Annotated in this window: 25 protein-coding genes; 19 read left to right on the plus strand and 6 right to left on the minus strand. The window is 35.2% G+C overall.

Going from position 1 to position 25,517, the window contains the following annotated elements; all coding sequences use genetic code 11:
- Nucleotides 1-4 precede the first annotated feature (4 nt).
- The 3 genes from DSM00_RS05830 to DSM00_RS05840 are packed head-to-tail and all read right to left on the minus strand — an operon-like array spanning nt 5 to nt 4,051.
- Nucleotides 5-1,288 (minus strand): glycosyltransferase family 4 protein, encoded by a 1,284-nt coding sequence (locus DSM00_RS05830; RefSeq protein WP_128757087.1) that lies wholly within the window; start codon nt 1,286-1,288, stop codon nt 5-7.
- Nucleotides 1,289-1,316: 28 nt separating this feature from the next.
- Nucleotides 1,317-3,761 carry a YfhO family protein gene (locus tag DSM00_RS05835; RefSeq protein WP_128757088.1) on the minus strand — a complete coding sequence of 815 codons (2,445 nt, stop codon included), beginning with the start codon at nt 3,759-3,761 and terminating at the stop codon, nt 1,317-1,319.
- A 29-nt stretch (nt 3,762-3,790) separates the two neighbouring features.
- Nucleotides 3,791-4,051, minus strand: coding sequence for a DUF4834 family protein (locus DSM00_RS05840; RefSeq protein WP_128757089.1), 261 nt, complete (start codon nt 4,049-4,051; stop codon nt 3,791-3,793).
- 175 nt (nt 4,052-4,226) lie between these two features.
- Here DSM00_RS05840 and DSM00_RS05845 point away from each other — a divergent pair, with 175 nt between their 5' ends.
- Together DSM00_RS05845 and DSM00_RS05850 are read left to right on the plus strand one after the other, a co-directional pair.
- Nucleotides 4,227-5,117, plus strand: a complete 891-nt coding sequence (locus tag DSM00_RS05845) for a transporter (RefSeq protein ID WP_128757090.1) — start codon at nt 4,227-4,229, stop codon at nt 5,115-5,117.
- A gap of 37 nt (nt 5,118-5,154) precedes the next feature.
- Nucleotides 5,155-6,273 carry a GNAT family N-acetyltransferase gene (locus tag DSM00_RS05850; protein WP_128757091.1) on the plus strand — a complete coding sequence of 373 codons (1,119 nt, stop codon included), beginning with the start codon at nt 5,155-5,157 and terminating at the stop codon, nt 6,271-6,273.
- 38 nt (nt 6,274-6,311) lie between these two features.
- Here the strand turns inward: DSM00_RS05850 and DSM00_RS05855 are convergent, their stop codons facing one another.
- Complete coding sequence (locus tag DSM00_RS05855; RefSeq protein WP_128757092.1) at nt 6,312-6,992, minus strand: SIMPL domain-containing protein; 681 nt, start codon at nt 6,990-6,992, stop codon at nt 6,312-6,314.
- Nucleotides 6,993-7,040: 48 nt separating this feature from the next.
- On the minus strand, nt 7,041-7,691 hold the full coding sequence (locus DSM00_RS05860; protein WP_128757093.1) for a rhomboid family intramembrane serine protease: 651 nt from the start codon (nt 7,689-7,691) through the stop codon (nt 7,041-7,043).
- A 30-nt stretch (nt 7,692-7,721) separates the two neighbouring features.
- Here DSM00_RS05860 and DSM00_RS05865 point away from each other — a divergent pair, with 30 nt between their 5' ends.
- Complete coding sequence (locus tag DSM00_RS05865) at nt 7,722-8,615, plus strand: lysophospholipid acyltransferase family protein (RefSeq protein WP_262707472.1); 894 nt, start codon at nt 7,722-7,724, stop codon at nt 8,613-8,615.
- A 60-nt stretch (nt 8,616-8,675) separates the two neighbouring features.
- Here the strand turns inward: DSM00_RS05865 and glmM are convergent, their stop codons facing one another.
- The gene (gene glmM / locus DSM00_RS05870; protein ID WP_128757095.1) at nt 8,676-10,064 is read right to left on the minus strand and encodes a phosphoglucosamine mutase; all 1,389 of its coding nucleotides are present in this window, start codon (nt 10,062-10,064) and stop codon (nt 8,676-8,678) included.
- A gap of 121 nt (nt 10,065-10,185) precedes the next feature.
- Here glmM and DSM00_RS05875 point away from each other — a divergent pair, with 121 nt between their 5' ends.
- The 16 genes from DSM00_RS05875 (at nt 10,186) to DSM00_RS05950 (ending at nt 25,516) form a co-directional block, all read left to right on the plus strand.
- The gene (locus tag DSM00_RS05875) at nt 10,186-10,791 is read left to right on the plus strand and encodes an acyl carrier protein phosphodiesterase (RefSeq protein ID WP_164916302.1); all 606 of its coding nucleotides are present in this window, start codon (nt 10,186-10,188) and stop codon (nt 10,789-10,791) included.
- 7 nt (nt 10,792-10,798) lie between these two features.
- The gene (gene ggt / locus DSM00_RS05880; RefSeq protein ID WP_128757096.1) at nt 10,799-12,553 is read left to right on the plus strand and encodes a gamma-glutamyltransferase; all 1,755 of its coding nucleotides are present in this window, start codon (nt 10,799-10,801) and stop codon (nt 12,551-12,553) included.
- 107 nt (nt 12,554-12,660) lie between these two features.
- Nucleotides 12,661-13,260 carry a transcriptional regulator gene (locus DSM00_RS05885; RefSeq protein WP_128757097.1) on the plus strand — a complete coding sequence of 200 codons (600 nt, stop codon included), beginning with the start codon at nt 12,661-12,663 and terminating at the stop codon, nt 13,258-13,260.
- Nucleotides 13,254-14,006, plus strand: a complete 753-nt coding sequence (locus DSM00_RS05890) for a DUF3307 domain-containing protein (protein ID WP_128757098.1) — start codon at nt 13,254-13,256, stop codon at nt 14,004-14,006. The genes DSM00_RS05885 and DSM00_RS05890 overlap by 7 nt, the downstream gene beginning before the upstream one ends.
- A 52-nt stretch (nt 14,007-14,058) precedes the next feature.
- The gene (locus tag DSM00_RS05895; protein ID WP_128757099.1) at nt 14,059-14,940 is read left to right on the plus strand and encodes a sterol desaturase family protein; all 882 of its coding nucleotides are present in this window, start codon (nt 14,059-14,061) and stop codon (nt 14,938-14,940) included.
- A gap of 115 nt (nt 14,941-15,055) precedes the next feature.
- Nucleotides 15,056-16,393: an MBL fold metallo-hydrolase gene (locus DSM00_RS05900; RefSeq protein ID WP_128757100.1), complete on the plus strand. Its 1,338-nt coding sequence runs from the start codon at nt 15,056-15,058 to the stop codon at nt 16,391-16,393.
- Between the two features lie 147 nt (nt 16,394-16,540).
- On the plus strand, nt 16,541-17,101 hold the full coding sequence (locus DSM00_RS05905; protein ID WP_128757101.1) for a YeeE/YedE family protein: 561 nt from the start codon (nt 16,541-16,543) through the stop codon (nt 17,099-17,101).
- Nucleotides 17,098-17,511 (plus strand): DUF6691 family protein, encoded by a 414-nt coding sequence (locus DSM00_RS05910; protein WP_128757102.1) that lies wholly within the window; start codon nt 17,098-17,100, stop codon nt 17,509-17,511. The genes DSM00_RS05905 and DSM00_RS05910 overlap by 4 nt, the downstream gene beginning before the upstream one ends.
- 159 nt (nt 17,512-17,670) lie before the next feature.
- A complete protein-coding gene (gene udk, locus DSM00_RS05915; RefSeq protein ID WP_128757103.1) occupies nt 17,671-18,279 on the plus strand; it encodes a uridine kinase in 609 nt (202 codons plus the stop codon).
- Between the two features lie 15 nt (nt 18,280-18,294).
- Nucleotides 18,295-18,633: an FtsB family cell division protein gene (locus tag DSM00_RS05920; RefSeq protein WP_241652361.1), complete on the plus strand. Its 339-nt coding sequence runs from the start codon at nt 18,295-18,297 to the stop codon at nt 18,631-18,633.
- Nucleotides 18,626-19,987, plus strand: a complete 1,362-nt coding sequence (locus DSM00_RS05925) for a methylmalonyl-CoA mutase subunit beta (protein ID WP_128757104.1) — start codon at nt 18,626-18,628, stop codon at nt 19,985-19,987. The genes DSM00_RS05920 and DSM00_RS05925 overlap by 8 nt, the downstream gene beginning before the upstream one ends.
- Complete coding sequence (gene scpA, locus DSM00_RS05930; RefSeq protein ID WP_128757105.1) at nt 19,980-22,112, plus strand: methylmalonyl-CoA mutase; 2,133 nt, start codon at nt 19,980-19,982, stop codon at nt 22,110-22,112. Before DSM00_RS05925 ends, scpA begins: the two co-directional genes overlap by 8 nt.
- Before the next feature lie 49 nt (nt 22,113-22,161).
- Nucleotides 22,162-23,043 (plus strand): SDR family oxidoreductase, encoded by an 882-nt coding sequence (locus DSM00_RS05935; protein ID WP_128757106.1) that lies wholly within the window; start codon nt 22,162-22,164, stop codon nt 23,041-23,043.
- 220 nt (nt 23,044-23,263) lie between these two features.
- Complete coding sequence (locus DSM00_RS05940; RefSeq protein ID WP_128757107.1) at nt 23,264-24,031, plus strand: ParA family protein; 768 nt, start codon at nt 23,264-23,266, stop codon at nt 24,029-24,031.
- 2 nt (nt 24,032-24,033) lie between these two features.
- Nucleotides 24,034-24,933: a ParB/RepB/Spo0J family partition protein gene (locus DSM00_RS05945; RefSeq protein WP_128757108.1), complete on the plus strand. Its 900-nt coding sequence runs from the start codon at nt 24,034-24,036 to the stop codon at nt 24,931-24,933.
- Nucleotides 24,923-25,516, plus strand: a complete 594-nt coding sequence (locus DSM00_RS05950; RefSeq protein WP_206633789.1) for a DUF5683 domain-containing protein — start codon at nt 24,923-24,925, stop codon at nt 25,514-25,516. The genes DSM00_RS05945 and DSM00_RS05950 overlap by 11 nt, the downstream gene beginning before the upstream one ends.
- The last annotated feature ends 1 nt before the right edge of the window (nt 25,517 follow it).

Raw genomic sequence — 25,517 nt, forward strand, 5'->3', positions numbered from 1 at the left:
TACTCTAATATTGGTGAATTATTTCTGAAAGCTGTCTGGTAAGTTCTTTACGTGTATATGCAGTTAAGTCTCCAGTAGTATTTGATATTCCTGAACCTTTAAAAGCTCTATAATATTCAATAATAGTATTCTTCAAATTTTTCTTTTCAGTATATGTAAAATAGTTACCGCTTTGTGTTGTTTTGAGAATTTCTATTACATCAGACTCTCTAGGTCCTATTCCAATTATAGGTCTACCTGAGGCCATATATTCAAATAACTTTCCAGGAATAATTGCTTGGGTATCGTATGAATCAATTTCAATTAAAAGCAAGAGCTGAGCGCTATTTTGACGTTGTATAGCTTCATTATGTGTTACATAGCCGGGTAAACTCAAATTATTTGTCAAATGATAACTTTCGATATCACTTATAATAGATGCACTTACTTTACCTGTTAATTCTATACTTAAATCTTTACTGAAATCGGGTAATTCATCACTAAGCTCTTTTAAAGATTGCCATAGAATCTTAGGATTTCTATCTTCTAACAAAGAACCAATATGTGCTAGTGTGAATTTTTTATCTAGAACAGATCCACTTTTTTTAATAGTATCAAATCCATTTGTAATACACGAGATCGGTGTGTCCGTAATTTTCTTAAAATCTTTCTTAGTGGTTGTACTGGTAACTAGAATATGATCTGCCGAACTTAAAACCTCTAATTCCAATTTTTTATGTTTCGCACTTGACCTTTTCGTCAATTTTAATTTCTTGTGATAGCCTATTGTTGTCCACGGATCTCTAAAATCTGCTATCCACGGTAAGCCCGTTTTTCTTTTTAATTGACGACCTATTAAATGTAAACTATGGGGTGGTCCTGTTGTGATAAGTAAATCTATTCCATTAGACTTTATGTAAGACATCAAATAACTAACCGATGGTTTTACCCACCATTTACGTGCATCGGGAATAAATAGATTACCTCGTATAAATAAGAACAAACGCTGTAAAATACTTTGTTTTGAATTGTCATTGATTATACCACTACTTATTTGTTGTATTTGAGATTTTGAAAATAAACCCGCTAGCGCATAGGGTTCATAAATCGGTTTTTTGAGAATAGTAATTCCTTCCGGTATTTCCTCAATAAGACTCGAATCTACTATAGGATAATGTGGATTTTCTGGAACATATACTATAGGTTCAATATTAAATTCTCGCAAGTATTTTACAAACTTCAACCAGCGTTGAACCCCGGGACCACCTGCAGGAGGCCAATAATAACAAATGATAAGGGCTTTCTTCACAAAACACGGTTCTTATAGTATGTATAAACTAAGCTTTTTCCTCACTATTAGTTCTATTTCTAAAACTCATAAAAAGAGCACCAAAAATGATTAATAAAAGAATAATATTACTCGCAAGGCTTATAGTACCACCAGTTTCAACCACTTGAGGTTCAAACTTAAATTCGATAACATGTCTACCCTCCGGAACCATCATTGCTCTTAATACATAATCTGCTTTAAAATACGAAGCTTTTTTACCATCTAAATAAGCGTTCCATCCATCAGGATAATAAACTTCACTAAAAACAGCTAATCGCTCATCCTGTGAAGATGATTCATATTTTAAATAATTTGGTTTGTGTTCTGTAAGTCTAATAGTTGCTGTGGTATCTTCTGTGAATAACTGCTTCTCAATCAAACTTTTATAGTTATTTTGAACTACAGCAGTTTGTAAAGTATTAAGATTCTCTAACGCCATAATTTCGGCATTTGCATCAGGTACAAATTTTACATTCTGAACAAACCACACATTTCCATTTGCTTGCGGATTAATCTGAACCTGCTCCGCTCCTTCTTCATCTTGAGTAATCACATACTTAACATTTAATAAGTTAAGTGGCGCCATTTTACCTTGATACAGATAAAAATCTGCTAAATCTGCAAGTCGACCTGGTTTTGCTCCGTGATATCCACCTATTGAACTGTGAAAATAACTCGTGCGGGCACCGTTAAGGCCTATACTTTGTTCATACACTCTGTAACGGGTGGTATCCTGAAGGATTTGCATGTCTGCTGCAGACTTTTGAAATGGCTGCTCTACCAATCGGGCAGCCATAAAATTCTCGGCATTTACATACCTCCGATCTACTTGTACCAGGTCAAATACTACTAGAATTGTAATAGCTAAAATAACAAGATTTTCTGAAATTTTATTTTTGATATAAAACCAAATTAAAGATGCAGCTAATAGCACTAAAATTAAAGTTTTAATGGTATCATTTACAAAAATCGCTTTACGATCTGCTTTTACAGCATTCATAAATTCCATCCCAAAATTCTGAACGAAGTACGCGTCATTACCTCCGGCAAAAGAAAAAAGGCTTCCTTTAAAAACAAGTAGTATTAATGCTAGTCCGCCAGTTATTCCAGTAGACCATTTTAAAGCATTAAGGCGTTCTTCGGTAGGCTGCGTAACTTGTAATACTTTATATAATCCGAAAATTGCCAGAACTGGTACACATAATTCTGTTATAACCTGTATAGATGTTACTGCTCTAAATTTGTTATATAAAGGGAAATAATCTATCCATAAGTTTGTAAACCAAGCTAGGTTGCTTCCGTAGCTTAATAAAAGTGATAATAAAGTACCTCCTAATAGCCACCATTTTAATCTACCTTTTACAAGAAATAAGCCTAGAACGAATAAGAATACTACGATAGCTCCCAGATAAGCCGGTCCTGATACTCCGGGCTGACTTCCCCAATAATACAATCCAAATTGACCATAAACTGATTCGATTTGTCCGGGTGGTACTCCTTGCTTAAGTAGAAAACTTGCAAACTCACTATCTGCTTTATAAGGTTCAGAATTTGAACCACCATAAAGACCAGCAATAAATAAATCTAATGTTTCAGAAATACCATAGCTATACTGATTTATATAAGCTTTATCTAGTCCGGCACTACGCTCTTTTGTAGTACCATCAGGATTTATAGTTAATTCGCTTTTTCCTCTTGTACTAGTAGCACTATATTCTGAAGTAGCCATTAAACTAGCTGCATTTGTACCTACAGCAAGAACAACTGCAAGACATAGAATACCTACACTTTTAAAATAATGCGGAAGTTCTTTTTTACGTACGGCATCCACTAAGTATGCAATCCCTAGAATTACAATTAGAAGCATTAGATAGTAGGTCATCTGCACATGATTAGCAACTATCTCCAGTGCAAGAGCAAGAGCTGTAAGAACAAAACCCCATATATATTTACGCCTAAATACAAGCAAAATTCCACTTAAAACCAAAGGCATATAAGCTATTGCGTGAGCTTTTGCATTATGGCCAACACCTAAAATTATTATAAGATAACTACTAAAGCCAAATGCCAATGCACCAAGACCTGCGTATCGCCAGTCTAGTTTAAGAACAAGCAACAAAATATAAAAACCTATAAAATACAGAAAAAGATAATCTGCGGGGCGCGGCAAGAATCGAATACTTAAATCTAGACTCTTTATCCAATTGTTAGGATACTTAGCTCCTAATTGATAAGTAGGCATACCTCCAAAAGCTGCATCTGTCCAATAAGGTTCTGAGCCGGTTAGTTCTCTAAAATCCATCTGCTCCTTAGCCATACCTCTGTACTGTTGTATATCACTTTGAAACATTTTTTTACCCGAAAGAACCGGACTAAAATATAGAAGTGCAGTAACTACAAATACAAACACCACAGCAACGTGTGGTAATACTTTTTTAATCGAAAAATTCATAGATTGTAACTATAACTAAAGGGCTGAAATTACTCAATTTCTTCGTAATCGATATATTCGCCTACCTTTTTATTTGAAGATCGCTCTTTATGAGGAACATTTTCAATTACTACCTCACCTTCAGGTTTTTTCTGAGCATTTTGATTATTAAAACCGCCTGCCATATTTTGAAAACGTTCTCCTGCCTTTTTTGCTATATAACGCATTAAGTAAGGCGCTGCTAATCTAAAAAGAATGCGCAACCCAAAAAATATAAGCAGTATTATAAGAATGGTTTGTATCAATTTCATCTCTCTGATATTTGCCGTAAAATTAACTATTCGATTTTTGTTTCTACTTAAAAAAACAATAAATCAAGCAGTGTCTGTTATCCATTGATCTTTAGGCTATCTCTTATATTTACATTATGTTTGTGAGGTTACAAAAGAAAATTTCTACTGTAAACCTCTAAAATTAGAACCCATTATGCTAAAGAGATTGATTTGTAGTAGCATTCTACTATTAAGTCTCAGCACGTATACAGCTAACGCTCAATACACTGAAACTATAAACTCAAACAGGCCAGGTCAATCTCAGGGTGCTTTTGCACCTGGGAGAGGTGTATTGCAAGCAGAAATAGGAACCACTCTAGGCAGAGAATCCCACAATCTTCGTTTTACAGAAACAGATAATATTGGAGTTGATTTTGCTTTAAGATATGGTGCAATTAAAGAACAATTAGAATTTATTGTTGATGGTAATTTTCTATATGAAGATATTACTCCTACGGCCGGCAATGCAGAGCCCTATACACAAAGTGGATTCCCTATAATTACAGCGGGAGCAAAATATCTAGTGTATGATCCTTATAAGAATAGAGAAGACAAAATTAACTTATATAGCTACTGGGCTAATAGAAGATTTAAATGGAATACACTAATTCCTGCAGTCTCTGTTTATGCAGGTGCTAATTATGCTTATGAAACAGACAATCCTTTTTTACCAGAAAGTCAACGCGGATTTACTCCTAAAGCAATATTAATTACACAGCACAACTGGGGTCGCTGGGTGTGGGTAAACAATTTTATATACGATCAATTTACTACAGATTTTCCTACTAAGGCGTGGATTACTACAATGACCCATTCATTTAATCCTAAAATTGCCGCTTTTGCAGAATTTCAGTTTATTTCTAGTGATGTGTATTCTGATGACCTTTTACGCTTTGGTGGCGCGTATTTAATAAGCAGAAATTTTCAGGTTGATATAAGTGCGCTTATTAATTTTAAAGAAACACCTGAGCGTCAGCAATTAGGACTGGGATTATCTTACAGATTAGATTTTCACAGTAAAGACGAGTTACTTTCGCAAGAATAAAAATACGGTTACCTTTACACGCTATTTAACAATTACAATGATTACGATTAAGGAAATGAAAACGAAAAAGGAATTGACACAATTTGTCAAATTCCCATTTTCGCTATATACAAAAGACAGCAACTGGGTTCCTCCATTAATTAATGATGAGCTTGAAAGTATGGATTCTGAAAAGAATCCTGTTTTTAAAAATGCTGAAGCCCATTTTTTTCTAGCTTTTAAAGATGGAAAAACTGTAGGCCGTATTGCTGCTATAATTAATCGTATAGAAATTGATGAACAAGGCAAACCTAAAATGCGTTTTGGCTGGTTTGATACTATTGATGATATAGAAGTTACTAAAGCTTTAATCGCTGAAGTAGAAAAAATAGGTATTGCCAATAATCTAAAATGGATAGAAGGTCCTGTAGGTTTTAGCAATATGGAAAAAGCCGGCTTACTTATAGAAGGCTTTGAATACCTAAATACCATGATTACTTGGTATAATTACCCATATTATAAAGAGCATTTTGAGAAATTGAATTTTGAAAAAGCTTCTGAATGGGTTGAGTTTAAAATTCAAATTCCAGAAAAATCGCCTGAGAAGGTAGAAAAATTTGCTCGTATTGTGCAGCAGCGCTATAAGCTTAAAATGATTCACTTCAAGAATACAAAAGAAATTATGCCCTACGTAGATGATATGTTTGGGTTACTAAATAAAACATATAGTGAACTCAGTACTTTCGTTCCTATTCAGCAATATCAGATTGATCACTACAAGGAGAAATATATTAAATATATAAATCCTAATTACATTAAATGTATAGAAGATGCTAATGGTAAATTAATTTCATTTGCCATCACAATGCCATCATTTAGTAATGCGCTTAAGAAAGCAAATGGTAGTTTGTGGCCATTCGGATTTATTCATATGCTGCGCGCTAGATCAAAGAATGATACGGCAGCATTTTATTTAATTGGCATTGATCCAGAGTATCAGGGTAAAGGATTGACAGCTGTAATATTTCAGGCTATGCAAGATCTTTTTTCAGCAAATGGTATAACTGAAGTAGAAACTAATCCAGAGCTCGAAGAGAATAAAGCAATTCAGCAACTTTGGAAAAACTACGAACACGTAATGCATAAAAAAAGAAGAACCTATAAAAGAGATTTATAGGTTCTTGATTTACTTGTGAATTATGTTCTGTGATTCAATTAATCTATTAATTGAAATGTGATCTGAATTTTTGAGCTTATGGTCATTTCTCCAGGTGCTAATGTACGTTGAGAAGAATCCATAGATTCTGACATCGCCATTTTATACATTGGCTGTGGCTGAGGAGTATTTGTTCCTTGCTCTGCTATTTGTAATGCTTTTCCTATTTTCTGACCTAAAACGCCTGCATATTCCTGAGCTTTCACTTTTGCATTAGCTACCGCTTTCTTACGTGCTTCTGCTTCATAGGTATCCATTTTGGAAGAACCAAAATTAACGCCATTAATAGAATTAATTCCAGAAGCCACTAAACCTGACATTATTTCGTCATATTTTGATAAGTCTTTCAGTTTAACTGAAATAGTCTGACTTGCATTATAATTATACACTTTTGTATTATAATCATAGTTCTTGTTAAGACTTACATACTCCGTTTGAACTTGGTTCTGCGGAATATTTTTCTTAAGAAGAAAATCCAGTACTTTATCTACAGCTTTATCATTTTCAGATTTTACGGCAGCCGCATCTTTCCCCTGAGTCTGAACCCCTAAACTAATGGTTACTTCATCAGGTACCACAATAACTTTACCTTCACCTGTTACTCCAACAGTGGGCTCTATTTGCTGTGCGTGTGCTAATGTGGTCATAGCTGTAATAGCTAGAATTAAAATAGTTCTCATAATTGATAGTTTTATTTGTTCGTAATCATATAGGCAAGAGGTATGCCATTATAGCTTCCCGGTTTTGTTAAGAATAAATAAAATAATTATAGGAATAGCTAATAATCCCACCATCAGTGTATTAACCTGCAACAATATTGGTAGCATTAACAAAGTAATAACATAACCACCTACCGCTCCGCCAAAATGTGCATCGTGGCCTATATTATCATTGTTGGCGCGCATTCCATAAATGGAATACAGCAAATACCCAATTCCAAAAATATAAGCTGGTATAGGAATAGGTATAAAAAACATATACAAACTCATATCTGGGTTGAGCAGAATAGCAGAATATAAAATTCCAGATACTGCTCCACTAGCTCCTACAGCAGTATAGTGGTATTCATCTTTATGAAAATAGTAGGATAAAAGATTTCCTAAAATAAGACTACCTAAATAAATTATTATGAACTGAAAATTACCTAATAGACCTATAACAATAGGAGCAAAAAAATAGAGTGTAAGCATATTGAAAAACAAGTGCGAATTGGTCACGTGTAGAAAACCTGAAGACAGTATGCGTATATGCTCCCCCCTACGTACTGCACCCGTATTAAATTTATACTTTTCAAAAAACGTGAAGTCTTTAAAGCCCTTCATAGAAATCAAAACATTCACTGCGATTACGGCAACTGTAACCAAATTCAAATCACCCATATTTTCCCTTATTTAGCCTCAAATATACCTATATTTGCGCAAAATTTACCGCTCATGCAATGGCTTATATTTTGGCTTGTTTACCCGCTTTTGTGGCTGTTATCGCGTCTACCTTTTTGGTTATTTTATAAGGTTTCTGATTTAGTTTATATACTTATCTATTACATCGTAGGTTATAGAAAAAAAACTGTTCGATTTAATCTTAAAACGGCATTTCCCGATAAATCTGATGCCGACTTAAAACAAATAGAGAAGAAATTTTATAAGCATATGGTCGATATGTTTTTAGAAATGATCAAATCTATATCTATATCTGCCACTGAACTTAAAAAGCGCTTTGAATTACCAGATCTGGCAATTATAGATAAGCTGGCTAAAGAACGCCGAAGCTCTATTATTGTAATGGGCCATTATGCAAGTTATGAATGGCTTACTGCACTTCAATTTTATTTTGATCATAGCGGGTACGGCATATACAAACGCATAAAGAATAAATACTTTGATAAACTGATTAGAGATATTCGGGGAAAGTGGAATTCTGAATTGCTAGCTAACAAGGAAGCTACTTTTATAATTAAGAAGCAACAGCGTGCAGGTAAAATGGCTACTTATGCATTTATTGCAGATCAATCGCCAAAAAGCAGAAAAAATCAATATTGCACCTCGTTTTTAGGCCAAAATGTACCATTTTTTACAGGTATTGAACGTCTGGCTAAAGCTGAAAATATGCCTGTTCTGTATCTCGCGGTAGATAAAGTTAAACGTGGTCACTATAAAGCCGTATTTAAAGTAATCACCGAAGATCCGCAATCCCTCCCTGATTACACAATTACCGATGCTTTCATAAATAATCTTGAGGAACAAATATATAATGCTCCTGAATATTACTTATGGACACACAAACGTTTTAAGCATGCGCAATAAAAAAATCTCAATCATTACACGCTTGTAATGATTGAGATTATAAATTCTTAATTAAGATTATTAAATCGATGCTACCTTCTTAATCTCTGCGATCATATCATCAGCAACTTTATCGGCATCAACTTGCGATGAAGCTTCTGTGTAGATACGAATAATAGGTTCTGTATTTGATTTTCTTAAATGCACCCAATGCTTTTCAAAATCTATTTTCACACCATCTATCATATTTACATCTTCATTTTTATAATTCTCACTTATAGTTTTTAATATTGCATCTACATCTAATTCTGGCGTTAATTCTATCTTTTTCTTACTCATATGATAAGCAGGATAGCTTGCTCTAAGTTCACTTACTTTTATTTTCTTTTTGGCAAGATGTGTAAGAAACAATGCTACGCCTACCAAAGCATCTCGACCATAATGTGATTCTGGATAAATAATTCCACCATTACCTTCTCCACCTATTACAGCTCCTACTTCCTTCATTTTTGTAACTACGTTTACTTCCCCCACTGCAGCAGCGTGATAGCTACCACCGTGTTTTTCTGTGATATCTCGTAGTGCTCTTGACGAACTTAAATTAGATACCGTATCTCCAGACTTTTCACTTAATACATAGTCAGCACATGCAACAAGTGTATACTCTTCACCAAACATTTCACCAGTTTCATCTATAAAAGCTAAGCGATCTACATCTGGATCAACTACAATTCCTAAATCGGCTGTTTCTTCTTTTACTAAAGCACAAATATCTCCCAGATGCTCTTTTAGAGGCTCTGGATTGTGCGGAAAATGACCATTAGGATCACAATATAATTTAACGGTGTGAACTCCTAATCGGTCTAACAGTAAGGGAATTGCAATACCTCCTGTAGAGTTAACTCCATCTACCACAATTTTAAAATTGGCAGCTTTAATAGCTTCTTCATCTACTAGTTCTAAATCCAGAACCTCATCTATATGAATATCAATATATGCGTCATTTTTATGTATTTCTCCCAGATGATCCACATCAACATATTCGAGATTAGCAGATTCAGATAGTTTTAAAATTTCTGCACCAGCTTCTGCGTTCAAAAATTCTCCATTACTATCTAGTAACTTAAGAGCATTCCATTGTTTTGGATTATGCGAGGCAGTCAAAATAATTCCGCCGTCTGCATGTTCTAGTTTTACCGCTACTTCTACTGTAGGTGTAGTAGATAAATCAAGATCAATTACTTGAATACCCATACCTACCAATGTTTGCATAACCAACTGCTGTAACATTTCTCCACTTAAGCGTGCATCTCGCCCCACAACTACTCTGTGAGTTTCTTTATTACGTTGATTTTTAATGAAGGTGCCATATGCTGATGCAAATTTTACAGCGTCAATAGGTGTAAGATTTTCACCCGGCTTCCCTCCTATGGTTCCGCGAATGCCAGAAATTGATTTTATAAGTGTCATATATTTTAATTCAGAATTTTAAACCTATTTAAGTAGCGTTACGGGTTAAAACAGCCCCAACAGTAAACAAATATAACCATTCACATCGCTACCGTAACTTGATAATTTGTAATTTAAGCCTGTGAATTATTTAGCGCATATTTATTTATCTGGAGATGATCCCCTTATAACAATGGGTAATTTTATGGCCGATGGTATAAAAGGGAAACAATACAAGACCTATTTACCTCAGCTTCAAAAAGGTATTTTGCTTCATCGTAGTATAGATAGCTTTACAGATTCTCACCCTATTGTTAAACAAAGTACAAAACGACTTCATAAAAAGTATAGTCATTATAGTGGTGTAATTGTAGATATTCTATACGATCACTTTCTAGCAAAAAATTGGAAAAACTATTCTGAAAAACCTTTAGCAGGCTTTATTGAGCATTTTTATGATAGTCTAGATGAGCATTTTGAATTACTTACTCCCGGAATACAGCGTATGGTTCCTCATATGATTGCAGATAACTGGTTGTTGAGTTACAAAGATATTAGCGGCATAGGCACCGTATTATATAATATGAATAGACGAACTCGTAATATTAGCGGGATGGATCGTGCCGTTGAAGATTTACAGTTGCATTATCACGATTTTGAAGATGAGTTCACGCGCTTTTTTGAAGAACTGAGAGTCTTTTGTATCCAAAAAATAATAGAATTAGATACTGTTTTCAGTATAAAATAACTTCTTTATGATTAAAAAATATTCTTATAAAATTTATAAATTTCAAATCCTCTTTTTAGGATTTGTTTTAGTTATAGCCTCTATTAGTTGTAAGTCTGAAAAAACAGTTAACCGCATAATTAATCGTGGTAAACTCGCAGATAGTATTATGGTGGTGTCTGCAAGAGAGGAAGCTTCTCGTATAGGTGCTGAGATTTTAAAAAATGGCGGTAATGCTTTTGACGCACTAATTGCTGTAGATATGGCTCTTAATGTAGCCTATCCGTTTGCAGGAAGTATAGGCGGTGGTGGTTTTATGGTTTATAGAAAAGCAAATGGCGAAACGGGTAGTATAGATTACAGGGAAAAAGCCCCAATGGCGGCTACCTCTACCATGTATCTGGATGCTGCCGGTAATCCCATAGATTCTTTAAGTAGACAGGGACCGCTTGCGGTAGGTGTACCCGGTGGAATCGCAGGAATGTTTGCTATACATAAAAAATTAGGTTCTATGCCTATGGAAGAAATACTTAAGCCTGTTATTGAATTAGCTGAAAACGGATTTACAATTACTGAAAATCAATTAGGTCGATTTAAGGCGTACGCTTCTCTATTTGAACACGTAAATCGTAAAGAAATTTTATTTTCTAAGGGATTTCGTCCTAGTGATTCTATAAAAATTAAAGCCAATACTTTATTTAAAAATCCGGCGTTAGCAGCCACTTTAAAACGAATTGCAAAAAATGGTGAATCAGAATTTTATGATGGGGAAACCGCTCAAATATTGGTTAATTTTATTCAAAAACATAATGGAATTATCACTTTAGAAGACCTTAAAAGCTATGATGCCGTTTGGCGGGATCCTATCGTTGCAAACTATAAAGATCTTAAGCTAATAGGTATGCCTCCACCTTCTAGCGGTGGTATTGCATTAGCGCAAATATTAAAGATGATTGAGCCTTATTCTATAGCCCAGTATAAGCATAATTCATTAGAAAGTATTCAGTTAATTACAGAAGCTGAACGTCGTGCGTACGCTGATCGTAGCTTTTATTTAGGAGATCCGGATTTTAATACTATCCCTATTGACAGTCTCTTAAGCGACCGGTATAATTTAAAACGTATGGAGAGTTTTAGCTTTAATGAAGCAACACCATCTTTAGAGGTTGAACGCGGGGAATTATCGGGTTATGAATCTATGGAAACAACACATTTTTCTCTTGTAGATCAATTCGGAAATGCGGTGGCTCTCACAACTACGCTTAATGGGGCTTATGGCTCAAAGTTGTATGTAGACGAATTAGGTTTCTTTCTCAATAATGAAATGGATGACTTTAGCGCTAAACCCGGCGTACCTAATATGTTTGGACTCTTAGGTGCAGAGGCTAATAAAATAGAGCCACAAAAGAGAATGCTAAGTTCGATGACCCCTACTATTGTAGAAAAAAATGGCAAATTATGGATGACAGTAGGAACTCCCGGAGGTTCTACGATTATAACTTCGGTATTGCAAACAATTTTAAATGTAAGTGATTTTAATATGGGTATGCAAGAGGCAGTAGATGCTCCCCGATTTCATCATCAATGGCTACCCGATGTTGTAACATTTGAGCCCAATGCTTTTGGTACAGACTTATTGAAGCAGCTTGAAAATAAAGGATATATTATTCAGCAGGAAAACAGTGTGATTTTAGGTAAGGTTGACGGAGTTCTTATACTACCAGACGGTCGCCTAGAAGGTGGTGCAGACCGTCGTGGTGACGATACAGCAGTAGGTTTTTGAACTGAATAATAACATTAAGAGTATATAATTTAAATTATAACCTAAATAGTATATATTTTAAATTATCATTTAATTAGTATATATTTGATCAAATTTAATTTGTTTAAATGCGCGCAGTACTCACAGGAGATATTATAAATTCTCAATCTAATAATAATTGGCAACCCCTCTTGAAAAAGGTTTTGTCATATTATGGAGAAGAACCAACTCAGTGGGAACTGTATCGGGGAGATAGTTTTCAATTAGAACTCAATCCAGATTCAGCATTAGTTGCAGCAATACATATAAAAGCTGCTATAAAAACGTTTTCAACTCTCGACGTGAGAATAGCGATAGGTTTAGGAGATAAAAAACATCATGCTAAAAAAGTCACCCAAGCAAATGGTACTGCATTTGTAAATTCAGGAACTGCATTTGATGCTATTAAAAAAAATACGCTAGTTCTAAAGTCTAATGACCTGCAATTTGATAGTATTATAAATCTAATGCTAAGTCTTGCTACTTTAACTATGGATATATGGCCACCGGTAACAGCATCCATAGTTAAAACTCAATTAGAAAATCCACAGGCTAATCAAACCGAATTAAGTTCTCTATTAGGTAAATCTCAAAGCGCTATTAGTAAAGCTCTTAATCGCGCAGGTTATTCAGAAATTAACGCATTGCTTCAATACTACTCACAAACTGTAAAACAGCACAAATGTTAACACTTGCTATAAAGTTAATTCTCGCACACATAGTAGGTGATTTTGTATTGCAACCTACAAAATGGGTCAACCATAAAATAAAATATGGTTATAAGTCAAAATATTTGTTTGCGCACATAGCAGTTCATTTGGCAGCACTTCTTATAGTACTTCAATTTAACCTCAAGTATATAATAGGCATAAGTGCTATACTAATAACTCATTATATCATAGATGCATTAAAAATAAAATTCACTACAAAGAAAAATAGCAGCCAACTCTTTGTAGCAGATCAGCTGGCACATCTGGCAGTAATTTGTAGTGTTGTATATGCTTACCATCCGTTTGTAATCGATCTTGATTTCATTTATAAATCAGAACTTTTACTATTAGTTACATTAGCTTTTTTTGTTACGTATGTCACAGGAATTTTGATGCGCTTATTTCTCAAACCCTGGCAAGATGCTATTGACCCGCAGAATAAATCAAAGTCCAGTACAATAAAAAACACCTCATTAGCCGGTGCAGGCAAAATAATAGGTATGCTAGAACGTCTCTTTGTGTTTGGTTTTATATTACTTAATGCGTGGTCTGCAATAGGTTTTTTAATAGCTGCAAAATCTGTTTTCAGATTTGGTGATCTCACCGAAGGAAAAAATAGACAACTTACCGAATACGTACTTATAGGGACTCTACTTAGTTTTGGTATTGCAATAGCAGCTGGCCTTCTGTATAATTATCTTACAAAAGGGATACTGTCTACGTAAGAAATAGACTTGATTTACGACTTATACCCAAGTAATTAAACCCTACTTCTACGTGGAAAAATATTTGAAAATAATTGAAGATTCGTTTGTAGGATACTTTAATTATCTTTTAAATGAAATTACAAATCCGGGATGGACAAATTATTTATACTGGCTTATAGTTTTATCCCTACTTGTTTTTGCCTTAGAATTACTAATTCCGTGGCGCAAAAAGCAGCCCATTATACGCAAAGGTTTTTGGCTTGATGCTTTTTACATCTTATTCAATTTTTTTCTATTCTCACTAATAGGTTACAATGCCTTATCTAATGTAGGAGTCGAACTCTTTAATGATTTTTTACGTCTATTTGATATTCAAAATATAGTATCTATTGAAGTACAACATCTTCCTGTATGGGCTCAATTGCTTATTATGTTTATAGTTGCAGATTTTATACAATGGAATGTACACCGTATGCTACATCGAGTGCCCTGGTTATGGAAATTTCATCAGGTTCATCATAGTGTAAAAGAAATGGGTTTTGCCGCTCAATTTAGATTTCACTTTATGGAAACATTAGTCTACAAAAGTGTTCAATACATCCCATTAGCAATGATAGGATTTGGTATTGAGCAATTTTTTATTGTACATATGTTTTCTGTGTTTGTAGGGCACCTTAATCATGCAAATCTAGATTGGAGTTACGGAAAGTTTGGATATATATTTAATAATCCGCGTATGCATATATGGCATCACGCTAAGCAACTTCCTCCACAACATAAATACGGTATGAACTTCGGACTCACATTAAGTATATGGGATTATCTGTTTGGCACTGCCTATGTTCCCGAAAGTGGTAAAAATCTGGAAATTGGTTTTAATGGAGATGAGAAATTTCCAAACGATTTTGCAAATCAGCTAACATTTCCTTTCAAAAAATCTAAAAACAATTAGCTTTCTTTTGCTTTAAGAAAGCAACATTGCTTTCTATTAGAAGTATTTGGGGCTTTGTATCAAAGGTTACATCAAATTTTAAAATCGTTCTTTATTTTTATAAAAAATAATAGATATGATAGTTAAACAATTTGAATATAAGCCGCTTTCACATTTTTCATATGCACTATTATGTGGTAATGAAATTGCTCTAGTAGATCCAGAGCGTGATCCATCTATGTATTACAAATTTGCAGAAGAAAACAATGCAAAAATTGTTGCTGTATTTGAAACGCATCCTCACGCAGATTTCGTGAGCTCTCATTTACAAATCCACAAGCAAACCGGTGCTATATTGTATACCAGCAAACTGGTAGATGCAGACTATCCACACACTCCATTTGATGCAAATGATTCATTGCAAATAGGCAATGTAAATTTTAGTGCATTAAATACCCCAGGACATTCACCAGACAGCATAACGATTGTTGCTAAGTCAGAAAATAAAGTTGCTCTTTTTACAGGAGACACATTATTTATTGGAGATGTAGGGAGACCCGACCTTAGAGAAAAATCAGGAAATCAAAAGTCAAAGCGTTTAGATCTTGCTAAAGCTATGTACAATACCATACAGACGCAGTTTATAAGTTTTAGTGATGATGCTATTGTATACCCCGCTCACGGAGCAGGTTCTTTGTGTGGTAAAAATATGAGTTCTGAAGGTTCAAGTACCTTAGGAGAGCAACGCGAAACAAACTGGGCATTTAAAACACAATCTCAAGATGCATTTGTTAATCACCTACTAGATTCACAACCATTCATACCTCATTACTTTGGTTTTAATGTTGACTTAAATAAAGCTGGTGCTGAGAATTTGAATACTTCTATTTCCAATAAAAATGTCAAGCTTCAAGATGAAGAATTGGAAAGCAAGGAACTAATCATAGATACACGTAACGAAGAGATATTTAAGGAAGGTCACAAATCAAATAGTATTAATATTATGGCGCTTGAGGAGGGTCATAAATTTGAAACTTGGTTAGGCTCTATTATAAAACCCGAGGAACCCTTCAGTCTGGTTGCTATAAGTTTTAATCACGCAAAAGAATTACTTAGTCGTGTTTCAAAAATAGGTTATGAGAACCAACTTAAAAGTATCTTCACCTTAGGAGATACAACTTGGAATAAATTGGATAAAATAGATTTGCAAGATTTTAAATCGAATAAAAATGATTATACAATTGTAGATATCAGAAATCAAAGTGAAACAAATGAAGGCACTTTTTTTGAAAATGCTATTACAATTCCTCTACATGAATTAAGAGAACGTGCTACAGAAATACCTACTGATAAACCTATTGTAGTTCACTGTGCCGGAGGATACCGTAGTGCTGCAGGAAGTAGTATTGTTGCTCGCGAATTAGATCAGGTTGCAGTATATGATTTAGGAGAAGCAATAAACCAATTTAAATAAGGTAGAACTGCTCCTTTTAAATTTTCACAGCTTTTTAAAAGGTTAGCAAATTAATTCACACCTATGTAACTCGTGTTACGTACTGCAAATGCAAGTTTGACTTTATTTGCCGACTTACAATTTGAAATTATTCAAAATACAATAACTATGAATTTAATAAATGAACCTTGGCCATGGTATGTTGCTGGTCCGCTCATTGCTCTTACTATGTTTATATTACTATATGTAGGTAAGCAATTTGGTATGTCTTCAAACTTACGCACGCTCTGTTCTGCGTCAGGTGCTGGTAAAGCTTCAGATTTTTTTAAATTTAATTGGAAAGAGGAGCGCTGGAATTTGATCGTGATGATAGGAGCCGTAATTGGAGGGTTTATTGCCTCTCAATTTATGTCTAATAACACTGTAGAAATTGCACCATCTGTAGTAGAAACACTAAATGAATACGGTATTTATAGTGCCGGCGAAGCCTATATGCCTACAGAAATTTTCAGCAATGAAGCGCTGTCAAATCCTCTCAACTGGTTGCTTTTAATATCCGGAGGGTTTCTTGTAGGTTTTGGAGCTCGATATGCAGGTGGTTGTACCAGTGGTCACGCAATTTCTGGGTTGAGTAATTTACAGTTGCCATCACTAATTGCTGTAATTGGTTTTTTTGCAGGAGGATTGATTATGATCCATTTTATTTACCCATTAATATTCATATCATGAAAACTATAGTTTATTTACTCATAGGTACCTTTTTCGGAATTATAATGTATAAATCTGAAGCTGCATCTTGGTTTCGTATTTATGAAATGTTTGAATTTGGTTCATTTCATATGTATGGCATTATAGGTTCTGCTTTAGTATTAGGCGTAATTGGTATTCAAATCATTAAGCGTTTTAATATAAAAGCAATTAATGGAAACGAAATGAATCTCAAACCAAAGAATAAGAGCATAGCTCGATATGCTATTGGCGGCACCTTATTTGGTTTAGGTTGGGCATTGGCAGGAGCTTGCCCGGGACCTATGTACGTACTAGCAGGAGCGGGATACTGGTCTATTCTAATCGTTATAGCAGGTGCCTTATTAGGTACATTTATTTACGGTATTATAAAACATAACCTGCCACACTAAAATTTTGAACTATTAGCATTGTCTTTAACAAGCTCATAATTAATATAAAAGCATTTTCAAATCCCTATATGAAGATGCTTTTTTTTGTTATTAAATAAGCAAATTTTAAGGATATGCTTAGTGGGTTAAGTTTCCTATTTTTGCGGTAAATTATACGTTATGCTTATTATAGGAATCGCCGGTGGTACCGGAAGTGGTAAAACCACTGTTGTTAATCAAATTGTACAAGAATTGCCAGAGGGAGAAGTTACCGTTATATCACAAGATTCTTACTACCGCGATAATTCACATCTAAGCTATGATGAGCGGGTAAAAATAAATTTTGATCACCCTAAGTCTATTGATTTTGAATTGCTTTGTGCGCATCTTGAATCGCTTAGAAGAGGAGAAACAATAGAGCAACCCGTTTATTCCTTTGTAAAGCATAATCGTACTAGTGACAAAGTTATTACGCACCCGCGAAAGGTGGTGATTGTAGAAGGAATTTTGATACTCACGCATCCCGAAATTCGAGATCTATTTGACATTAAGATCTATGTACATGCAGATTCAGATGAGCGCCTTATACGTAGGCTAAAACGTGATATTGCAGAACGCGGTCGTGATCTTGAAGAAGTGTTAAGTAGATATCAAATGACCCTAAAACCTATGCATCAACAATTTATTGAACCTACTAAAGAATATGCAGATATTATCATACCTTATAATAGATATAATAATGTAGCGATAGATATTGTGCGTAGTATCATTAATCAACGCTTGGTTTAATTAAATTTATTACTTGTGTCTAAACTCAAAGAACTTCGTCAGAAAAAGTGGTTTCGTGTTCTGGGAAATAAGTATATACTTATTCTTCTCATATTTACGGTATGGATGTTTTTCTTTGATACGAACTCCTGGTTCATACATAAAGAATTAAATGACGAAATAGAAAAACTAGAGGGTAATAGAGCGTACTTTAAAGAGGAAATTAAAGCAGACAGAGAGCAGATTAATAAATTGAAAGATAGTCTGGAGTTAGAGCGCTTTGCACGTGAAGAATATTTTATGAAACGAGACAATGAAGAAATCTTTATAATCGAATACGAAGACAGTCTTAAAACTGATGCCAATAATGAATAAAAGTTTATTTTCAGAATTTGAACCGGTATCTGCTAAGGCATTTAAGCAGAAAATTCAATACGACTTATCTGGAGCAGATTATAATGAGACTTTATTATGGTCTAGTCCTGAAGGAATACATGTAAAGCCTTTTTATCATCAGGAAGATACTGAACCTGTAAACATTCCCGGTCATCCAAAAAACTGGTCTATTCTTGAAGAAGTGTATATTTTGAATGCTAAATCTGCTGCCTTACATGCTTCTTCATTACTTGATAAAGGAGTTGAAGCGCTAAGTTTTAAGGCTGATGCTAAATTTAATATTGAAGATTTACTTAATCACCTTCCGAAGAAAAAACTAACCTTATATTTTTCATTTAGTTTTCTGGATCCTGATTTTATTAAGTCGCTTTCTATACAAACTCTAGAAATGGGTTATAATTCCCATTTTAATGTTGATATTATTAGCAATCTAGCACGCTCAGGTAACTGGTATACAGATCTTAAATCTGACCATAAAGCACTAGAAAACCTTCTTTTAAACACGCATAACGATAACGTTATAGGCGTAGATATCTCTTTCTTTCATAATGCGGGAGCTAACTGCATTCAGGAGTTGGCCTATGCCCTAGCCCAGACAAATGAATACTATACCTATCATTCTGAAAATCTGCGCAGTCAAACAATCAATTATAAAATTGCTATAGGTTCAAATTATTTTTTTGAAATCGCAAAAATAAGAGCGCTTAGATTATTACATGCTACTCTAGCCGAGGCATATGGTTTAAATGAAAATTGCCACATTATCGCTCAACCGGCTACCCGCAATAAAGTTTTGTATGATTATAATACAAATATGTTACGCACAACTACAGAATGTATGAGCGCAATTCTTGGAGGTGCTGATGGTATTTGTAATCTTGCGTATGATTCAATTTACCACAAATCAAATGAATTTGGGCAACGTATAGCACGTAACCAGCTGCTGTTATTAAAACACGAAAGTTATTTTGATCTCGTTTCTAATCCTGCAGATGGCACGTATTATATTGAAACTTTAACCAAACAATTTGCAGAAAAAGCTCTCGATTTATTTAAAGAGATCGAAGCCGGTGATGGTTTTATAAGTCAACTCATAGCCGGGAAAATTCAAAAGAAGGTCAAGGCTACAGCTTTAAAAGAGCAAGAAGCATTTAATGAGGGCAAAAAAGTGCTAGTTGGTACTAATACGTATATAAATTCTGAAGATCGTATGAAAGAAGATCTTGAATTGTATCCATTCTTAAAAATGAATCCTCGGAAGACCCTAATCGAGCCAATCATTCAAAAAAGACTTGCCGAAGAGGTTGAACAAAAAAGATTACAGGATGAATAGAAAAAACCTTCAGAATCTAAGCTTAAAAAATCCTGTAGCATCAAAAAATCCCGCTACAACTACCGCTTCTACTGCAGAGGAAATAACTCTTAAAAAAGAGTATTCTTCATCAGATCTAGCAAATCTCGAACACCTAAATTTTGCGGCAGGTATTCCGCCATTTTTACGTGGACCTTATAGCACGATGTATGTGCGTAAACCGTGGACCATAAGACAATATGCCGGATTCTCTACCGCCGAAGAAAGCAATGCTTTTTACAGAAGGAATCTAAAGGCTGGTCAAAAAGGACTTTCTGTAGCGTTTGATTTGGCTACACACCGCGGTTACGATAGTGATCACGAGCGTGTAGAAGGTGATGTAGGAAAAGCTGGTGTTGCCATTGACACTGTAGAAGATATGAAGGTACTCTTTGATCAGATACCCCTTGATAAAATGAGTGTTTCAATGACCATGAACGGTGCCGTATTACCTATTATGGCATTTTATATTGTCGCAGCAGAAGAGCAAGGTGTTAAACCTGAGTACTTACAAGGCACAATTCAAAATGATATTTTGAAGGAGTTTATGGTACGTAATACGTATATCTACCCACCTACTTCATCAATGCGCATTATCTCAGATATATTTGAATTTGCTTCTAAAAATATGCCCAAATTCAATACAATTTCCATTTCTGGATATCATATGCAAGAAGCTGGTGCGACTGCAGACATTGAGCTGGCTTATACCCTTGCCGATGGGTTAGAATATATTAAAACAGGCTTGGCAGCTGGTATGACCATAGACAGTTTTGCTCCACGTCTCTCCTTCTTTTGGGGAATAGGAATGAATCATTTTATGGAAATTGCAAAAATGCGAGCAGCAAGAATGCTCTGGGCAAAAATTGTTAAACAATTTAATCCTAAAAATGAAAAGTCTCTTTCGCTCAGAACGCATTGCCAGACAAGTGGATGGAGTCTCACAGAGCAAGATCCCTTCAATAATGTAGCACGCACAGCAATTGAAGCTACTGCTGCGGTCTTTGGAGGAACTCAAAGCTTACATACTAATGCGCTTGATGAGGCCATTGCATTACCTACAGATTTTTCTGCGCGTATAGCTCGTAACACGCAAATCTATCTACAAAAAGAAACCGAAATAACACGTACAGTTGATCCGTGGGCAGGTAGTTACTATGTAGAAAAGCTTACTCAAGAAATCTCAGAAAAAGCTTGGAAACTCATTGAAGAGGTTGAGGAATTAGGCGGAATGACTAAAGCTATAGAAAAAGGAATTCCTAAACTGCGTATTGAAGAAGCTGCTGCAAAGAAGCAGGCTCGTATAGATAGTGGTCAGGATGTTATTGTAGGTATCAACAAATACGCCTTGGAAACCGAAGATGATATTGTTACACTTGAAGTAGATAATGATGCGGTACGTAAATCTCAATTACAACGATTATCTGAAGTAAAAACATCACGCGATAGTATTTTAGTTGCAAAATCATTGGCAGCCCTCACTAAATCTGCAGAAAAAGAAACCGGAAATTTGCTAACTTTAGCTGTAGATGCAGCTCGTAATCGCGCTACATTAGGTGAAATATCTTCAGCTTTAGAATCGGTATTCGGGAGGTACAAAGCAGAAATTAAATCATTTACAGGAGTGTACAGTAAAGAAGTTAAAAAAGATCCAGCTTTTGAAAAAGCACGTGAACTAGCAAATCATTTTGCTGAATTAGAAGGAAGAAGACCGCGTATAATGATTGCAAAAATGGGTCAGGACGGTCACGATCGCGGCGCAAAAGTAGTTGCTACCGGCTATGCAGACGTAGGTTTTGATGTAGACATAGGTCCATTATTTCAAACGCCTAAAGAAGCTGCAAAACAAGCTGTTGAAAATGATGTACATATTCTGGGAATAAGTTCACTGGCTGCAGGGCATAAAACACTCGTTCCACAGGTGATTAAAGAATTAAAGCGTCTGGATCGTGAAGATATAATGGTTATTGTGGGAGGCGTAATTCCTCGTAAAGACTATCAATTTTTATTTGATACCGGTGCTGTAGCTGTTTTTGGGCCCGGCTCAAAAATAAGTGATGCAGCCATTTCCATACTTAATATCTTGATGCAAAGTTTTGAAGAATAGATAGATCAGCTTTTGAATAAAAAACCTAACACTAAAATTAATCGATACTATGAGCTATACCGATAAAATGTTGCGTGACGATGCATTAAGAGGAAAAACAATAGTTGTTACCGGCGGTGGTAGCGGACTTGGTAAATCGATGACAAAATATTTTTTAGAATTGGGTGCCAATGTAGCTATAAGCTCTCGAGATATTGAGAAACTTAAAACAACTGCAGCAGAACTTTCAAAAGATACTGGCGGATCTTGTTTTCCTGTACAATGTGATGTAAGGGATTATGCTCAAGTAGAAGCAATGCGCGATTCTGTAATTGAAAAATACGGATCTGTAGATGTGCTATTAAATAATGCAGCCGGGAATTTTATATCTCCTACAGAGCGTCTTTCGGCAAATGCATTTGATGTGGTTATAGATATTGTTCTAAAAGGTAGTAAAAATTGCACATTGGCTTTTGGGAAGCAATGGATAGATCACAACGAGAAAAATAAAACTATTCTAAATATAGTTACCACCTACGCGTGGACGGGATCTGCCTATGTGGTTCCCAGTGCAACTGCTAAAGCCGGTGTATTGGCAATGACCCGATCTCTGGCTGTAGAATGGGCAAAATATGGAATTCGGTCTAATGCAATAGCGCCAGGACCCTTCCCTACAAAAGGGGCTTGGGAACGATTACTTCCCGGTAATCTTGCTGAAAAATTTGATCTTTCAAAAAAAGTACCCCTACGACGCGTAGGTGATCATCAAGAACTTGCAAACCTTGCGGCATATCTGGTATCAGACTTTGCTGCTTATGTAAATGGAGAAGTGATTACAATTGATGGTGGTGAATGGCTAGAAGGTGCCGGCCAGTTTAATTTGCTTCAGGATATTCCTGAAGAATTATGGGATCAACTTGAGGCTGCTGTTAAAGGCAAAAAGTCAAAATAATTTGGTTCAGAATAAAAAAAATATTTCCTAGCTTGATTATAAAAGGATCCATCTATTAAAAAATTGAGCGCTTGCGAATTAGGGTTAGTGGTTGTTTTCTAAACTTTTTAAAGCAATGTAAAAATGCATTTTATTCATTATAGAATAAAACCTGTTAACAAAAAGCATTTTAATTGCGGGTTATAAATCGTACTTTCGCTCTTCAATTTTTAAGATTTCTATGGGTAAAATTATAGCTGTTGCTAATCAAAAAGGTGGTGTAGGCAAAACGACCACATCTGTTAACCTTGCGGCATCCCTGGGTGTTTTAGAGAAAAAAGTTCTACTAATTGATGCAGATCCACAAGCCAATGCTACATCGGGCTTAGGCCTTGACGTAGAAAGTATTGAGATAGGTACTTATCAACTATTAGAACATTCTAGCCCTGCAGAAGATGCTATAATGAAGACAGATTCTCCTAATCTGGATATCATACCCGCACATATAGATCTTGTCGCTATAGAAATTGAACTAGTTGATATGGAAGAGCGCGAGTATATGATGCGTAAAGCTATTCGACACTTAAAAGATAGTTACGACTATGTAATTATAGATTGTGCGCCTTCATTAGGACTTCTTACTCTTAATGCGCTAACTGCTTCAGATTCGGTAATAATACCTATACAATGTGAGTATTTTGCATTAGAAGGATTGGGTAAATTATTAAACACCATTAAGAGTGTTCAAAAAATTCATAATTCTGCTTTAGATATTGAGGGCTTATTACTGACAATGTTTGATTCTAGATTACGCTTATCTAATCAAGTGGTTGAAGAAGTTCAAAAGCATTTTGATGAGATGGTTTTTGAAACCATTATACAACGTAACGTGCGATTAAGTGAGGCTCCAAGTTATGGAGAGAGCATTATAAATTATGATGCAGGCAGTAAAGGAGCGGCAAATTACTTAAGTTTGGCAGAAGAGATAATTACAAAAAATAACGCATAACAATGGCTAAAGCATTAAAAAAACAAGCCCTGGGTCGTGGTCTTTCTGCATTGCTAAAAGATCCTGATAACGATATTAATACTGCGGGAGATAAAGGTGCAGATAAGGTAGTAGGTAATATCGTCGAATTAGAACTTGATCAAATTGAGGTCAATCCGTTTCAGCCTAGAAGTAGTTTTAATGAAGATGCTTTAAGAGAGTTAGCTTCATCTATTAGAGAGCTTGGTGTAATACAACCTATAACGGTTAGGAAAATAAGTTTTGGTCAATATCAGTTAGTTTCAGGAGAGCGTCGTTTTAGAGCTTCAAAATTAGTAGGCTTAGATACCGTACCAGCTTACATACGTATAGCCAATGATCAAGAATCGCTTGAGATGGCTCTTGTTGAAAATATTCAGCGCGAAGATCTTGATCCTATAGAAATTGCACTTTCTTATCAAAGACTTATAGATGAAATAAATCTTACGCAGGAGCAAATGAGCGATCGCGTAGGTAAAAACAGATCTACAATTGCAAATTATTTACGCCTTTTAAAGCTTGATCCTATTATTCAAACCGGGATGCGAGATGGCTTTTTATCTATGGGCCACGGAAGAGCCTTAATTAATATTGAAAGCACATCAGATCAATTAGACATCTATGAAAAAATCATAGAAAACTCTTTATCTGTTAGAGCTACTGAAACCTTAGTTAAAAATTACAAAGAAGGAAAAGGCAAAGCGACTCCTGTTAAAACCACGGTTCCTGAATTCATAAAAGAAGGTAAAGAGAAGTTTGCTTCATACTTTGGGGCTAAAGTGGATGTAAAAGTTGCTCAAAAGGGCAATGGAAAACTAATAATCCCGTTTTCTTCTCAGGAAGACTTTGAGCGACTTAAAAAACTAATTTCAGGTGCACAATAAACTTACATTAATTGTATTTCTACTTATTAACAGTTTCATTTTTGCACAAACTGTTGAGGAGAATGAAGAACCTGAAATTATTGCACAGGAAATAGATCCTGTTTTTGAAGAATATGATCCGCTCAGACCAGCTAAGGCAGCTTTCTATTCTGGAATTTTACCTGGTCTTGGACAAGCTTACAATGGCGATTATTGGAAGATACCACTGGTTTATGGTGCTGTAGGTACAGGTGTGGGAATTGCAGTTTACAACCACGATCTTTTTCAAAAATACAGAACGGCATACAAAGACCGAATTGCAGGTCGTATCGATGAGTTTACCGTTATTGATGAAGACGGAAATGCAACACAGATTTTTACTGAAGATCAATTAATAAGTGCTCAAGACTTCTACCGTCGTAATAAAGAACTATCAATACTTATAACTGCAGGTATTTATGTCCTGCAAATCATTGAAGCAAACGTAGATGCTCATCTCTCACAATATGAGGTTGAAGATCGATTAAGTTTTGCACCATTTTTTCAGCGCAGTGATTTTGACTTTTCAAATACCGTAGGAATGCGCATAACTTATACTTTTTAAA

The organism is Leeuwenhoekiella aequorea, assembly GCF_004104375.1.
Taxonomy (GTDB): domain Bacteria; phylum Bacteroidota; class Bacteroidia; order Flavobacteriales; family Flavobacteriaceae; genus Leeuwenhoekiella; species Leeuwenhoekiella aequorea.

Excerpts from the sequence above, each read along its gene's own strand:
- udk (WP_128757103.1), top strand. The coding sequence starts at position 17,671 with ATGCTTATTATAGGAATCGCCGGTGGTACCGGAAGTGGTAAAACCACT.
- DSM00_RS05900 (WP_128757100.1), top strand. The coding sequence starts at position 15,056 with ATGATAGTTAAACAATTTGAATATAAGCCGCTTTCACATTTTTCATAT.
- DSM00_RS05925 (WP_128757104.1), top strand. The coding sequence starts at position 18,626 with ATGAATAAAAGTTTATTTTCAGAATTTGAACCGGTATCTGCTAAGGCA.
- DSM00_RS05840 (WP_128757089.1), bottom strand. The coding sequence starts at position 4,051 with ATGAAATTGATACAAACCATTCTTATAATACTGCTTATATTTTTTGGG.
- DSM00_RS05845 (WP_128757090.1), top strand. The coding sequence starts at position 4,227 with ATGCTAAAGAGATTGATTTGTAGTAGCATTCTACTATTAAGTCTCAGC.
- DSM00_RS05835 (WP_128757088.1), bottom strand. The coding sequence starts at position 3,761 with ATGAATTTTTCGATTAAAAAAGTATTACCACACGTTGCTGTGGTGTTT.
- glmM (WP_128757095.1), bottom strand. The coding sequence starts at position 10,064 with ATGACACTTATAAAATCAATTTCTGGCATTCGCGGAACCATAGGAGGG.
- DSM00_RS05910 (WP_128757102.1), top strand. The coding sequence starts at position 17,098 with ATGAAAACTATAGTTTATTTACTCATAGGTACCTTTTTCGGAATTATA.
- DSM00_RS05860 (WP_128757093.1), bottom strand. The coding sequence starts at position 7,691 with ATGGGTGATTTGAATTTGGTTACAGTTGCCGTAATCGCAGTGAATGTT.
- DSM00_RS05905 (WP_128757101.1), top strand. The coding sequence starts at position 16,541 with ATGAATTTAATAAATGAACCTTGGCCATGGTATGTTGCTGGTCCGCTC.
- DSM00_RS05945 (WP_128757108.1), top strand. The coding sequence starts at position 24,034 with ATGGCTAAAGCATTAAAAAAACAAGCCCTGGGTCGTGGTCTTTCTGCA.
- DSM00_RS05850 (WP_128757091.1), top strand. The coding sequence starts at position 5,155 with ATGATTACGATTAAGGAAATGAAAACGAAAAAGGAATTGACACAATTT.
- ggt (WP_128757096.1), top strand. The coding sequence starts at position 10,799 with ATGATTAAAAAATATTCTTATAAAATTTATAAATTTCAAATCCTCTTT.
- DSM00_RS05855 (WP_128757092.1), bottom strand. The coding sequence starts at position 6,992 with ATGAGAACTATTTTAATTCTAGCTATTACAGCTATGACCACATTAGCA.
- DSM00_RS05940 (WP_128757107.1), top strand. The coding sequence starts at position 23,264 with ATGGGTAAAATTATAGCTGTTGCTAATCAAAAAGGTGGTGTAGGCAAA.
- DSM00_RS05935 (WP_128757106.1), top strand. The coding sequence starts at position 22,162 with ATGAGCTATACCGATAAAATGTTGCGTGACGATGCATTAAGAGGAAAA.
- DSM00_RS05885 (WP_128757097.1), top strand. The coding sequence starts at position 12,661 with ATGCGCGCAGTACTCACAGGAGATATTATAAATTCTCAATCTAATAAT.
- scpA (WP_128757105.1), top strand. The coding sequence starts at position 19,980 with ATGAATAGAAAAAACCTTCAGAATCTAAGCTTAAAAAATCCTGTAGCA.
- DSM00_RS05890 (WP_128757098.1), top strand. The coding sequence starts at position 13,254 with ATGTTAACACTTGCTATAAAGTTAATTCTCGCACACATAGTAGGTGAT.